We start from the raw sequence: 13,725 nt of genomic DNA, 5'->3' as shown, positions 1-13,725 counted from the left end.
AGAAATCATACATATTCATCAATCAAGCCATCATCAGCCGGCTTAGGTGGCGAATTTGGGGAGGGGTGTTTCGACTGATTGGGAGACGATGTTGGTGGTTGTCCACCTTGTTCATCACCACCCTGTACCGGCGGTTTGCCTGGTTCAGTTGGTGCCAAGGGTTTGATGTCGTCTGCCATAACAACCTAAGCATGGATACCTTCTGCTATGTCATTATCAATGAGCAGCTTATTGACATCGACGAGGATCAATAAATTATCAGTGCGACTGCAAACACCCTGAATAAATCGAGATACATCATCGCTGCTGACCGATGGTGCTGTATCGATCTCAGACTGACGTAAATACACTACCTCTGTCACACTATCGACCAGCATACCGATAACGTTACCGGAAACTTCGACAACGATAATGCGTGCCGCGTCATTTGGTTGTGTCGCCGGCAATCCAAATCGTAGTCGGGTATCAATCACGGTCACGACATTGCCTCGAAGATTGATAATGCCGAGCACATAGTCAGCTGCGCCTGGCACAGGCGCGATTTCAGTTGTTCTCAGTACTTCTTGCACCCGCATGACATTGATGCCATAAATTTCTTCAGCCAAGTGGAAGGTGACCCACTGCAGCACCGGATCTTCATTATCAACTTTTTCCGCTTTGCTCATGCGCTCAGCCTCAACTTCGAACTAAAACTAACCGTCAATAAAATGACGATGACAATTACTATGGGTAATGCAGACTTTATGCCATTATTTTGCTGCTGCCAATAGCCTAGCATTAGGCAGTGGTAAGCCGTAATGCGGCCATAACCCCTGAGCTAATAAGTAACTCAATTGAGTCTATGGCGAAGCCGCTAAATCTGCTGTGGTGCTGTTGTCCGTTATATCCTCTGGGGATATCGGCGGCATTACTGACGCATCAAGTGGCAATGAACTAGATCGGTTTAAGTCAAGATTACGGCGGCTGTTTTCGTTGCCAAGCACCACCAAGACAACCCGCCGATTTTTCTGACGACCAGCTTCGGTATCGTTATCTGCAACGGGCCTGAATTCCCCATATCCAATTGCCGACATTCTGCCAGGGGCGACACCAAATCGATCCATAATGTTAACGACACTAGCGGCGCGCGATGCTGATAATTCCCAGTTTGAGGGAAATTGCGGCGTGTTAATAGGGATGTTATCGGTAAATCCTTCTACCTGAATCGGATTATTGATGGGCGACAACACGTCAGCGATCTGACCAATCACCGGGATTGCCTCGCTCGCCATACGGGCATCACCACTGGCAAAAAGAAAATTGGATTTTATTTCGACTTCCAGCCAGTCCTCACCCTCGATAATTTTGACATCCTCGTTATCAATTAAAGATACGAGGGCGTTGTTTAGCTGCTCAGCAACATCATCAATCTGTTTGACCGCTGTCTGTTCATTTCCATCATCGATAGGGGATGGAAATGGCGACACATCAGGTAAGCGAGTTTCAATAACCGGAAGAACCGGCGTACCAGCATCGACTACTTGAGAACTGTTGCCACGACTGACTTCACCAACCTGAATGGGATCCGCGCTTCGGCTGGTACTGGTAAAGACCTCTTCAAGGCTTTCCGACAGTACCCGATACTTGCCTTCATTTACTGACGAAATCGCGTACATGACGACGAAAAAGGCAAACAGCAAAGTGATAAAGTCCGCATAAGAGACTAACCAGCGCTCATGGCTTTCGGGTTCTTCATGACGTTGGTGACGACGAGCCATGTTAATTCAGATAAGCCTGTAACCGACTTTCGATATTCCGAGGATTGTCGCCATCTGCAACACTGATGAGCCCATCAATCAGCATCATCTGGACTTGAGAGCGGCGCTGAATCAGCGTTTTCAGCTTATTGCCGATAGGCAAAAACAACAAATTAGCCAGACCGACACCATAAATTGTCGCCACAAATGCGACAGCAATACCGGAACCCAGCGAAGACGGATCTGCCAAGTTTCCCATGACGTGAATCAAGCCTAATACGGCGCCCAAGATACCGATTGTGGGTGCATACCCGCCCATTGCTTCATAAACTTTAGCGGCAGCCAGATCTCGGGTTTCAATCAGGTCCAGATCAGTTTCAAGGATTTCACGAATCATGTCCGGTTCTGCACCATCAGCAATTAATTGAAGGCCTTTCTGGGTAAAGCCATCTGGCTCTTCAAGTGCGATAGACTCCAGTTTTAGCAAGCCTTCACGTCTGGCAAGCTGGTTCCATTCAAGAATTTTATTCAACTGTTTTTCTGGTGCTAAAACGGGTGGCCGAAATACCCACGCCGTCATTTTTAATGCGCGCACAAAGGTCGCCAGCGGTGTTTGCAACATGACAGCACCCAATGTGCCGCCTAGTACGATTAATAAAGCAACCGCATTCAAAATCGTATTAAGGTGTCCGCCTTCTAACTGTTGGCCGACGACGATGGCACCAAAGCCAATTAGAATGCCGAGAATACTCAGTATATCCATAGTTACAATGCTGCCAGTTTTGAGCCAATATCGTTTAGCGACAGAATTTTGCTGGCGATACCGGCACGTGCAATCGCCATTGGCATGCCGTAAATGGTACTGGTTTGTTCATCCTGTGCCCAAATCGTACCGCCTGCAGCGGATAATTGTTTGCTACCGTCACATCCATCCGTGCCCATACCCGTCAGAATAATCGCCAAGGTCGTACTTGGGCAAATCTGACTTATCGAGGTCAGCGTGTTATCAATACAGGGCCGGTAGGTATCTGTTGGGCTGCCATCAGTAATGACAACGGATAAAGAACCGACTCGGCCAGTGACTTGCAATTGTTTCCCTCCGGGGGCGAGTAAAGCCGTGCCAGCACGAAGTAAGTCACCGTGTTCAGCTTGTTTGACGGTAATCTGACATTGTTGATTGAGCCGATCCGCAAACGAGGGAGTGAAACTGCCTGGCATATGTTGCAGTAGCAGAATCGGGTAAGGAAACTGCGCGGGCAACTGACTGAGCACTTTTTGCAATGCCACCGGCCCGCCTGTTGAAGTACCAATGACCACTAATTCCCAGTTTGTGTGAGATTTAGCTAATATTACTGGCGGTGGTTTAGGCAAATTGGGGATGCGTTTAAGTTTGGCATGGGTGGCGAGCAGGTAAATTCGTTCGCAGAGTTTTTGCCGGGCGTCGACCTTATCATCAGTCAACTCGTCAAAGCGTTTGGCCTGAAAGTCCATGGCGCCTGCTTCCAGCGCATCAAGCGTTGCTTTAGCACCTGCCGTTGTCCAGGTGGAAAGCATCAGCACTGGGGTTGGGCAGTCACGCATGATATGTTGCACTGCACTAATACCATCCATGACCGGCATTTCGATATCCATGGTAATCACATCTGGTCGGAAATGCCGCGTCTGGGTTATCGCATCCTGACCATTTAATGCCGTGCCAACTACTTCGAGTCGCGGATCTGCATCAATGATTTCAGACAATCGGCGCCGAAAAAAAGCCGAGTCATCTACAATCAAAACTTTGATGGTCACCACAATCCTTAATAGCTGCGACTGGCATAGGACGCCATTAACTCCGGAAAATCCAGAATCAGCGCGATTCGACCATCACCGGTAATGGTTGCCCCAGCCAGCCCTTTAATACCATGCAGTAGTGCGCCGAGCGGTTTAATAACGACTTCTTCCTGTCCAATCAATTGATCGACAACTAAACCGACTTTACGAGTACCAATATTTACGATAACAACATGCTCTGTTTCGGGCTTAACCGCATCTGGAGTATCACGAGTGAGCCATTTTCTGAGGTAAAAAAGCGGCAGGGCTTTATTTCTGACCATGACAGTTTGTTGACCATCAACCGTGTTGGTATGGCGTAAATCCAGATTAAAGATTTCGTTAACGTTGACCAGCGGAAAGGCAAAGATTTGTTTACCCAGCATCACCATCAATGTTGGCATGATAGCAAGCGTCAGCGGCACCTTGATTGATAAGGTTGTCCCTTTGCCCATTTCTGACTGAATATCAATCACGCCATTGAGTTTGGTAATACTGGTTTTCACCACATCCATGCCAACGCCCCGACCTGAAATGTCGGAGATTTCCTGCTTCATGGAAAAACCGGGTGCAAAAATCAACGCAAAACATTCCGACTCCGTCAGACGCGCTGCGGAATCGGCATCCATCATGCCTTTTTCAACGGCTTTGCGCCGTAACACCTCGGGATTCATACCGGCGCCATCATCAGCAATAGTCAGTAAAATATGATCGCCTTCCTGTGCGGCGCCAAGCACAATCTGACCAGTGCGTGGTTTACCCGCTGCTTCACGCACATCTGGCATTTCAATACCGTGATCGACCGCGTTACGAACCAAGTGCACCAATGGGTCAGCGAGCGCTTCAACCAGATTTTTATCCAGATCGGTTTCTTCGCCACGCAACTCAAGATTAATGTCTTTCTTCAGGTTTCGAGCAAGATCGCGGACTACGCGCGGGAACCGGCCGAACACTTTCTTAATGGGTTGCATGCGGGTTTTCATGACAGCGGTCTGAAGATCAGCGGTGACAAGCGCCAGATTATTTACCGCTTTTGCCATTTCTTCATTTTCGAAAGCGGTTTCCAGCGTGTTGATACGATTGCGCACCAGCACCAGTTCACCCACCATATTCATGATGTCGTCCAGACGTGCCGTATCGACTCGAACGCTGGTTTCTACGGAGGGCGCTGCGGGTTTGTTTGTGGATTGAGGCTGCACTTTGTTTTCGGCAGGCAGCGGATTAACAACAGACTCAGAAGGTTTTGCTTCAGGTCTGACAGGCTGCACGGGTTCAGATTTCGTTTCCAAGTTGGCCGGGGTTGGACGCTTACCTTGTAATTCATCCAGTAATGCTTCGAATTCTTCCTCGGTCATATCTCCTTCAGTTGAGTCGGATAGGGCCGGCGCGCCCGTGTCAGCATGGGACGATGCAGCAGGTTGGCTGCCGGGGGCTGCGGTACCATGCAATTGATCCAACAAGGCTTCAAACTCACTATCGGTAATGTCTTCATCAGTGGCAGTTGATGCGGCTTCAGGTACTGGGCTTGGGGCCGGTGTTGGCGTTGGAGCGCTTGGATCCAGATAAGCGGATAATTGTTGCAAAATCACTGGCTCAGCGGGACTGGGGTAGTGTCCCGCTTTGAGTTCATCAAACATGCTATTCAAGCTATCCAGCACTTTCAGGAAGGTATCCATCATGTCCGCATCGACCTGGCGCTCGCCCTGACGCAACAGGTTAAAGACATCTTCACCTTGGTGACATAATGTGACCATGGCTTCTAAACTGAGGAAGCCGGCACCGCCCTTGATAGTGTGAAATCCGCGAAAGATGGCATTCAGAAGTTCTTTGTCTTGTGGTTGACTCTCGAGAGCAACAAGTTGCTCATTCAGGCCGTCGAGAATTTCTTCGGCCTCAATCATAAAATCCTTAAGGATTTCGTCTTCTGTATCGAGTGTCATCGCTTATTTCCTCAAAAGCCAAGACTGGACAATAAATCATCAACATCATCCTGGTCATTGATAACGTTGCTTTTTGGCTTGATCTGAGGGCCTTCTGCTTTTAAGGCATCGGTCGAAGCTGGTGTCGTTGGCGTACTCGATTTACCGGCGAGTTTAACCAGCCTGACTAAATTGTCTTCAACTTCTTCCAATAGCTCTATCACTTGTCGCAACACCTGTCCGGTCAAGTCCTGATAACTCTGGGCCAGCGTCACCTCCGAAAGGTTATGGTGAATCTGTTCGGCGTGTTCGCTGACGGTTGGCAAGTAAGCTTCAATTTCTCGACTGAGTTCACGAAACTCATCGGCTGTCATCTGACGGTTTCGAAATCGTTGCCAGCTTGCATCCAGTTTAGCGGCAGAGGCTTGCAATTCATTAGCAAGGGGTAACGTATCATCGATAAAACCCAGTGTTTTATGGGCGGCGGATTCGGTTGTTTCGATAACATAATTAAGCCGATCACGCGTATCAGGCATCGTGTTATGGGTTAAATCTACCAAACGGTTGTCGATGGAAAAATTATTAAGGGCTTCGTGTAATTCGCGGGTGAGTTTGCCAACCTCCTGAAACAGCGCATTATCTCGTTGCTCGGTAAGCTGGGAAAGTGCCTGTTTTGCAGCGTTGTCGTCACCGCTTTCCAGTGCGGTCAGCAAGGCTTTGGCAGCCGTAATTTGGGCGGCTTGATTGTTTGCTTGCATATGTCGTCATCCTGGCGTGGTTATTGTGCATTGATGCGTTCGAATATTTTTTCAATTTTTTCTTTTAAGGTGGCAGCCGTAAAAGGTTTGACGATATAACCATTAACCCCAGCCTGAGCGGCTTCGATGATTTGTTCTCTTTTGGTTTCTGCGGTCACCATCAATACGGGTAGCGTCGCCATATTTTCATCAGCACGTACGGTTTTGAGCAGATCAATGCCCTGCATGCCCGGCATGTTCCAGTCTGTTATCAAAAAATCAATACCGCCCGCCTGCAGAATGGGTAGGGCAGTGAGGCCATCATCGGCTTCGATAGTGTTGTTAAATCCCAGATCCCGTAACAGATTTTTGATAATCCGGCGCATGGTGGAAAAGTCATCCACAATCAGGATTTTCATGTTCTTGTCCAAGATGATTCTCCCAAAATCACTGTAACCAGTCTCGAAGTTTGCTGCGCAGTCGCGTCACTGTTTGACTGTGGATCTGACTGACCCGGGACTCACTTACCCCCAGCACTTCGCCAATTTCTTTTAAATTCAATTCTTCATTATAGTACAGGCTCATCATTAAACGCTCACGCTCAGGCAAACTATCAATGGCATTTGTCAAAGCCTGACGAAACCCCATTTGTTCAGTCTCCGATCCTGGTGTCGCCGGTTTTTCACCAAGCCCATCAGTGTCCAAGAGTTGATGATCAGATAGTTCATCCAGACTGAAAACCTGATGTCCAGAAGCGTCTTGCAGGTGTTGATGATAGGCTGATAGAGACAGGCCCATTGCTTGGGCTATTTCTTGTTCGCTGGCGGGACGACCGTGCTGTTGTTCTAGTTGTTGCATGACATCAGCTATTTCCCGGGCTTTACGGTGAACAGAGCGGGGTGCCCAGTCATTGCGTCTTATTTCATCCAGCATCGCGCCACGAATGCGGATGCCAGCATAGGTTTCAAAGCTAGCACCTTGACTGGCTTGGTAGAGATGACCGGCATCAAGCAAACCAATCATGCCAGCTTGTATCAGGTCTTCAACTTCGACAGTATGGGGTAAGCGCGCAATAAGGTGATAGGCGATGCGTTTGACCAGTGCTGCATGGGTTGTTATCAGCTCATTTTGAGAGGATATTGCAGGTTGATCATACATCGACACATTCATCATAAGTCGCTGGCTTCCATGCTCGCACGAATCAAACGTTCGACAAAAAATTCCATATGACCACTGGGCTGTTTGTTAACCGGCCAGAAATCAATTTTTTTGGCAAGATGGGTAAAGGCAGCCGCAGATTTGCTGCGTGGCAGATAATCGACGACACTGCGTTGATTTTTAACTGCGCGACGTAAATCTTCGTCAAAAGGCACAATCCCCATAAAATCGAGTGAAACATCGAGAAACCGGTCACAAACAAGTGCGATTTTATCGAACAATTCCCGACCTTCCTGAACATTACGCGCCATATTGGCGATGACGTGAAAACGTTCGACGTTATGCTCCCGGCTAAGTAATTTAATCAGGGCATAAGCATCGGTGATTGAGGCAGGTTCATCACAGACCACCACAACCATTTCCTGCGCAGCTTTACTGAAACTGATAACACTGTCAGCGATGCCGGCAGCACTATCAATGAGTAACACATCAATGTGCTGTTCCAACTCGCTGAAAGCCTGAATCATGCCCGCATGTTCGCTGGGACTGAGTTCGGCCATTTTTTTGACGCCCGATGCGGCCGGGATGATTTGCAGGCCGGCCGGCCCGGATACCATAATATCAGCCAGTGACTTCTCGCCATGTAAAACATGTTGCAAGTTGTACTGAGGGTGCAGGCCAAGAATCACATCAATATTGGCAAGCCCTAGATCAGCGTCTAACAGCACCACCTGCCGGCCCATAGCAGCAAGGGCGACACCGAGATTAACGGTGACGTTGGTTTTACCAACACCGCCTTTGCCACTGGCAATAGCGATGACTTTAACGGGTCGAGCAGCCTGATGAATATCACGCAGGCCGGCTGCCTGATCCTTGGGTACTTCAGCCATAGGCGGCAAAACCTCCATAACTGGACACGGTCTGCGGGTCCGGTGTGTGTTGAGATGATTGCATCAATTCGCTCGCCTGATTGACAAGGGTGTTGGGTCTGGCCAGTGATAAATCTTCTGGAACCTGTTGGCCATTGCAAACAAATGCCAAAGGCAATTGATGTCGGACCAGCGCGGAAATAATACCGCCCAGACCACTGGTTTCGTCGGTTTTCGTCACAATACAACCATCTAAATTTAAGTGTGAAAACGCACTAATCATATCATTGAGTGCGCTGTTTTGTGTGGTTGCAGAAAGTGTTAATAACGGCCGAATATGGGCCGCGCGTTGACGCAACAATTCAAATTTTTGTGTGAGCTGAATATCTCGAGAGTTCATGCCTGCAGTATCAATCAGGATGAAACGCCGATCAACTAGCTCACTCAAGGTGGTGGCAAGTTCGTCATGATTGCGTGCCACGCGGACTGGCACACCGAGAATTCGAGCATAGGTGCGCAGTTGTTCCTGCCCCCCAATGCGATAACAGTCGGTAGTAATCAAGGCAACTTGGCGGGCGCCATGTTTGAGCGCGCAGCGCGCGGCCAGTTTGGCAATGGTCGTCGTTTTGCCTACTCCGGTCGGGCCGAGTAAGGCAGTGATGCCACCTTCATCCAGAAAATTTGTTTGCCAAAGTGGAATTTGCCCAGCCAACTGGCCAAGAGACTGGCGCCATGCGGTTTCCAAATCATCGATATGAGCGGCTTGCTGAGTCAGTGTTTTAGCCAATTCAACCTCGGTACCCATTTGTAAGTGCCGTTTAAGCAGTTGAATCTGAGTGGGGCTTTGACGTGCCATATCTTTCCAAGCCAAATCCGAAAGCTGATTTTGTAGCATGTCACGCAGACTGGCGATTTCTTTGCGCATTTGTACTAGCGTTGGCTCTTGTGACCAGATATTTTCCTGGCGAGCCGGGCCTGATGGCTGCGGTGTTTGGGGATCAATTTCGACACTTGGCGTCTTTTGTTGTCGGTGTGAGGCGGGCTCAGGTTGACGAAACTGGCTGGCGTCATAATCAGTGGCCGCCACAATTTCCACACCTCCATCAACGCGGGTGTTCGAGAGAATAACGGCATCGGGGCCAAGCACTTCTCGAACTTCCCGAATGGCCTGACGGACATCTGCTGCTTGGAAACGTTTAATTTTCATAAGCTAACCTCAAATTACTGGCGGCCAACATTGGCGACAATTCTGATTTGTTTGTCATCCGGAATTTCGTTATAGGACAGCACGTGTAATCCCGGTATCGCATTCCGGATGAAGCGTGAAATCCAGCTGCGTAAACCCGCTTGCACCACAAGAATCGCTGATTCACCGGCCATTTCCTGCCGTTGTGCTGCGTCTTGCAAATTACGATGCATGTTTTCTGCAAGACCGGGTTCCAGACTGGCGCCACCTTCTCCAGATGCCTGCAGTGTTTTTAGCAATATCTGTTCCAGTTCAGGGTCGAGTGTGATGATTGGCAGGTCATTTCGAGTGCCGTTGATGTGCTGAACAATCGAGTGCGCCAATGCCATTCTGACGGCAGCCGTAATCGCTTCGGGATCCGGGTTTCGGGTAGCTTGCTCAGCAATAGCTTCAGTGATGGTTCGAATATCACGGATTGGAATATTTTCTTGCAGTAGATTTTGTAGCACTTTTTGGACTGACCCCAGCGGTACACTGTCTGGCACCAGTCCTTCAACCAGTTTGGGAGCGACTTTGGCAAGATTATCCAGAAGATGTTGAACTTCTTCCCGGCCAAGCAAATCGTGGGCGTGATTTTGCAGAATTTTGCTCAAGTGCGTTGCGATAACCGTATCGACATCAACCACGGTATAGCCCTGCGCTTGCGCGGTTTCGCGCTGGGACGGTTCGATCCAGACAGCATCCAGCCCAAAAGCCGGATCTTGAGTTCGGATACCCTCTAATTCACCAAATACTTGCCCTGGATTGATAGCCAGCATGCGATCGGGATAAATCTCGGCTTCGCCGAAAGTCACGCCGAACAGGGTTATCTGATAAGCCGTTGGGGTGAGATCCAGATTATCGCGAATGTGCACCGGTGGGATTAAAAAACCCATCTCTTGAGAGATTTTTTTCCGAATGCCCTTTATGCGGTTCATTAATTGTCCACCCTGATTCTTATCGACCAGCGGAATGAGTCGATAGCCGACTTCAAGTCCAATTGGATCAACAGGGCTCAAATCATCCCAGCTGAGTTCACGTTGTTCTTTAGGTGGCGCCGGCTGATTTTGCGGGGTACTGGCAGCAACGGCGGCTTTTTGACGTTGCGCCATTAGCCAGGCACTGCCAGCGCCTGCTGCAGCAAGTAATAGAAAGGGAATGGTCGGCATGCCCGGCACCAGACCAAGGCCGCCAATAATACCGGCGGTGATAGCCAGAGTTTTGGGTTCTTTAAAGAGCTGCCCAACAATCTGCTCCCCCATGTCTTGATCTGCGGTAGAACGCGTGACCAGCAACCCTGCGGCGGCGGCCAGCAACAAGGAGGGAATTTGTGCAACCAGACCATCACCAATGGTCAGTAAGGTGTAATTATGAGCGGCTTCAGCAAAACTCAGACTATGCTGTGCAATACCGATAATTAGACCACCGATAATATTAATGAACAGAATGAGAATGCCGGCAATCGCATCACCACGGACAAATTTGCTGGCACCATCCATCGAGCCATAAAAGTCGGATTCCTGCATGATTTCATCACGACGACGGCGCGCTTCTTCCTGATCGATCAGTCCCGCATTGAGGTCGGCATCAATCGCCATCTGCTTGCCTGGCATGGAGTCCAAGGTAAAGCGTGCGCTGACTTCAGCAATGCGGGTCGCCCCTTTGGTCACAACGACGAAATTGATGATGACTAAAATGGCAAAGACGACAAGCCCGACGGCGTAATTACCACCAATAACAAACTCACCAAATGCTTCGATGACCTGACCGGCAGAGGCGGTGCCGCTATGACCTTCCAGCAAAATAATACGAGTCGAGGCAACATTAAGAGCCAGCCTCAACAGGGTGGCGATCAGCAAGATGCTGGGAAAAGCTGCAAACTGGAGTGGCTTTCTGACGTAAACACTGGCCAAGACAATGACCATCGATAAGGCGATGTTGAAGCTGAACAACATATCCAGCATAAAGGCGGGCAAGGGCAGGACAACCATGGCCAGCAATGCCACAAGCAACATCGGTGTGGCGATATTGCCGCTTATCATGCTTCCCAAGCGGCGCGTCATGGTTACATTTTCCATTTACTACTCGTCTCGTCTGAATTCGTCTGGTATTGGTAGTTCCTCAGTATTCAGATGCGGTTTTTGTCCACCCCGTTTACGGTAGCGACGTAACTGAAATACAAAGGCCAGTACCTGGGCTACTGCAATATACAGACCAGATGGGATCTCCTGACCAATTTCAGTGTTGTAAAAAATGGCGCGAGTTAATGGCGGCGCGGATAATTGTGGGACATCATGTTGCTGACCCACCATTCGAATTTGCTGGGCAATCAAGTCAGCACCTTTGGCAACCAGAATCGGTGCCCCGGATTTGCTCTGGTCATAACGTAGTGCCACGGCGTAGTGTGTGGGGTTGGTAATAATCACGTCAGCCTTTGGCACATCTTGCATCATGCGGGCCTGAGATAGCTGGATTTGCATCCGTCTGATGCGTCCTTTGACCTCTGGGCTACCATCCGTTTCTTTGTGCTCATCCTTGACTTCCTGCTTGGTCATTTTCAATTGACGTTGATGATTCCACTTTTGAAACGGGACATCGATAAGCACAATCAAAATCAAACTGGCACAAATCGCCAAAAAGCCCCAGATAACCAGATAGCCCAACTCTGCCATCGCTGGCAGCACTTCTTGCTGCCCCAGTGTCAATAATTGGTCGCGCAGGCTCCACAAAATCAAGCTGCCAAACAGACCAACCAGCAAAAACTTGCCTAAAGCCTTACCCAACTCAACTAAACCCTGTGGGCCGAAGATACGTTTTAGCCCCTTGAGAGGGCTTAATTTTTCAGGTTTTGGTGCCATCGCCTGAGCTGAAATATTCCAGCCACCCATCAAGGCGGGTGCAGCCAACGCCGCCAAAATAGTCACAGCAAGGAATAATCCTAAATCCCAGGCTACGATGCCAATTGCCTGACGCAGCTTGTCGATCATCGCCTGCGTATCAAAGATCACTTTGCGATCCAGAATTAGGGTTTCTTTCAGTACCTCGGTCAAGCTTTCAATCAAGCCTTGTCCCACAAAAAACATCGCGATAGCACCGGCCATCAATACCATCACAGTATTGAGTTCTTGAGAACGTGGCACCTGACCTTTTTCTCGCGCCTCCTGCAATCGTTTTGCCGAAGGCGCTTCGGTCCGTTCTTGAGCGCTGTCCTGCTCAGCCACTGGTCACCAGCGAACGAATCATTTGCAACATTTCATCAGATAGCGCCAACAGATGTTGACCTACCAGCGGCAGGGTAAAGAACATGATGGCAAAGCCAAGCACGATGGTCATGGGAAAACCAATAGTAAAAGGACTGATTTGGGGGGCCGCCCGAGACAAAATGCCAAATGCCAGGTTCACCATGGTCAGCGAACCTATTGCGGGTAACGCAATCAAAATTGCGGCTGCATAAAGCCAGCTACCCAGCAGAGCAATATCATGAAAATGGGTAATTTGCAGACCGGTACTGCCAACCGGCATCGTGATAAAACTCTCCGCCAATACCTGGATGAGAATCAAATGCCCATTCAGGCTGACAAACAGTAAACTGGTGAAAATCAGATAAAACTGACTGATGACTGGTACGTTGAGACCATTCTGTGGATCAACCAATGACGCAAACCCTAGCCCCATCTGCATCGCAATAATCTGACCGGCAACAATAAAGGCATTGAACATCAGTTGCAGCATAAAACCGATACTAATCCCTATCAGCACTTGTTGTAGCAGTAACAGTAAGCCACTACTGCTCAGGATAAAGACTTGTGGCATCGGGGTGGAGATTGTGGGTACCACGACAAAGGTAATCACCAGAGCGAGCAGTAAACGACTGCGTGTGTTGATGTAATTGGCACTGAAAATCGGTGCCGCCATGACCATCGCAGCAATCCGAATAAAAGGCCACATATAAGTTCCGATGAGGGCACTGAGTTCGGCCAGCGACAACGTCATCATTAACCTATCAGGTAGGGGATATTTTCAAACAAACGTAAGGCGTAATTGGTAACCAGGCTGAGAAGCCAAGGGCCAGCCAACATTAAGACAAAAATCGTGACCAGTAACTTGGGAACAAAGCTTAAGGTTTGTTCGTTAATTGAGGTGGCTGCCTGAAACATGCTGACAATCAACCCTGCAACCAAGGCTGGGACCAGAATCACCACCAACATCAGAATGATGATTTCCAATGTTTGTTGTAACACTGTGAGGACTGTTTCAGGCGTCATTGTC

The 13,725-nt window shown here is 49.1% G+C and carries 15 protein-coding genes; all 15 read right to left on the bottom strand.

All coding sequences use genetic code 11. The features are described 5' to 3' along the window. Nucleotides 1-5: 5 nt before the first annotated feature. The 15 genes from Q7C_RS13690 to fliQ all read right to left on the bottom strand — a co-directional run bounded on the left by Q7C_RS13690 (nt 6) and on the right by fliQ (nt 13,721). Nucleotides 6-179, bottom strand: coding sequence for a hypothetical protein (locus Q7C_RS13690; protein WP_014703842.1), 174 nt, complete (start codon nt 177-179; stop codon nt 6-8). Nucleotides 180-185: 6 nt separating this feature from the next. Next, a complete protein-coding gene (locus Q7C_RS06075) occupies nt 186-665 on the bottom strand; it encodes a chemotaxis protein CheW (RefSeq protein ID WP_014703841.1) in 480 nt (159 codons plus the stop codon). 174 nt (nt 666-839) lie between these two features. After that, nucleotides 840-1,757, bottom strand: coding sequence for a flagellar motor protein MotD (motD, locus tag Q7C_RS06070; protein ID WP_014703840.1), 918 nt, complete (start codon nt 1,755-1,757; stop codon nt 840-842). A gap of 1 nt (nt 1,758) precedes the next feature. Next, nucleotides 1,759-2,499 carry a flagellar motor protein gene (locus tag Q7C_RS06065; RefSeq protein ID WP_014703839.1) on the bottom strand — a complete coding sequence of 247 codons (741 nt, stop codon included), beginning with the start codon at nt 2,497-2,499 and terminating at the stop codon, nt 1,759-1,761. Between the two features lie 2 nt (nt 2,500-2,501). Then, on the bottom strand, nt 2,502-3,527 hold the full coding sequence (locus Q7C_RS06060; protein WP_014703838.1) for a protein-glutamate methylesterase/protein-glutamine glutaminase: 1,026 nt from the start codon (nt 3,525-3,527) through the stop codon (nt 2,502-2,504). Between the two features lie 8 nt (nt 3,528-3,535). After that, nucleotides 3,536-5,488 (bottom strand): chemotaxis protein CheA, encoded by a 1,953-nt coding sequence (locus tag Q7C_RS06055; RefSeq protein ID WP_014703837.1) that lies wholly within the window; start codon nt 5,486-5,488, stop codon nt 3,536-3,538. An 11-nt stretch (nt 5,489-5,499) separates the two neighbouring features. Then, complete coding sequence (locus Q7C_RS06050; RefSeq protein WP_014703836.1) at nt 5,500-6,225, bottom strand: protein phosphatase CheZ; 726 nt, start codon at nt 6,223-6,225, stop codon at nt 5,500-5,502. 20 nt (nt 6,226-6,245) lie between these two features. Then, the gene (gene cheY, locus Q7C_RS06045) at nt 6,246-6,623 is read right to left on the bottom strand and encodes a chemotaxis response regulator CheY (RefSeq protein WP_014703835.1); all 378 of its coding nucleotides are present in this window, start codon (nt 6,621-6,623) and stop codon (nt 6,246-6,248) included. Nucleotides 6,624-6,651: 28 nt separating this feature from the next. After that, entirely contained in the window at nt 6,652-7,362 is a 711-nt protein-coding gene (locus tag Q7C_RS06040) for an RNA polymerase sigma factor FliA (RefSeq protein ID WP_202946520.1), read from the bottom strand. Nucleotides 7,363-7,373: 11 nt separating this feature from the next. After that, nucleotides 7,374-8,252: a MinD/ParA family protein gene (locus tag Q7C_RS06035; protein ID WP_014703833.1), complete on the bottom strand. Its 879-nt coding sequence runs from the start codon at nt 8,250-8,252 to the stop codon at nt 7,374-7,376. Then, complete coding sequence (flhF, locus tag Q7C_RS06030) at nt 8,245-9,438, bottom strand: flagellar biosynthesis GTPase FlhF (RefSeq protein WP_014703832.1); 1,194 nt, start codon at nt 9,436-9,438, stop codon at nt 8,245-8,247. Before flhF ends, Q7C_RS06035 begins: the two co-directional genes overlap by 8 nt. A gap of 14 nt (nt 9,439-9,452) precedes the next feature. After that, nucleotides 9,453-11,534, bottom strand: a complete 2,082-nt coding sequence (gene flhA / locus Q7C_RS06025) for a flagellar biosynthesis protein FlhA (RefSeq protein WP_151194724.1) — start codon at nt 11,532-11,534, stop codon at nt 9,453-9,455. A gap of 3 nt (nt 11,535-11,537) precedes the next feature. Beyond that, complete coding sequence (gene flhB, locus Q7C_RS06020) at nt 11,538-12,677, bottom strand: flagellar biosynthesis protein FlhB (RefSeq protein WP_014703830.1); 1,140 nt, start codon at nt 12,675-12,677, stop codon at nt 11,538-11,540. Then, nucleotides 12,670-13,452, bottom strand: a complete 783-nt coding sequence (fliR, locus tag Q7C_RS06015) for a flagellar biosynthetic protein FliR (protein ID WP_238532351.1) — start codon at nt 13,450-13,452, stop codon at nt 12,670-12,672. The genes flhB and fliR overlap by 8 nt, the downstream gene beginning before the upstream one ends. Beyond that, a complete protein-coding gene (gene fliQ / locus Q7C_RS06010) occupies nt 13,452-13,721 on the bottom strand; it encodes a flagellar biosynthesis protein FliQ (RefSeq protein ID WP_014703828.1) in 270 nt (89 codons plus the stop codon). Before fliQ ends, fliR begins: the two co-directional genes overlap by 1 nt. Between the last annotated feature and the right edge of the window lie 4 nt (nt 13,722-13,725).

The sequence above is a fragment of the Methylophaga frappieri genome (assembly GCF_000260965.1).
In the GTDB taxonomy this organism is placed as follows: Bacteria; Pseudomonadota; Gammaproteobacteria; order Nitrosococcales; family Methylophagaceae; genus Methylophaga; species Methylophaga frappieri.
This window is presented reverse-complemented; position numbering and strand designations above follow the sequence as displayed.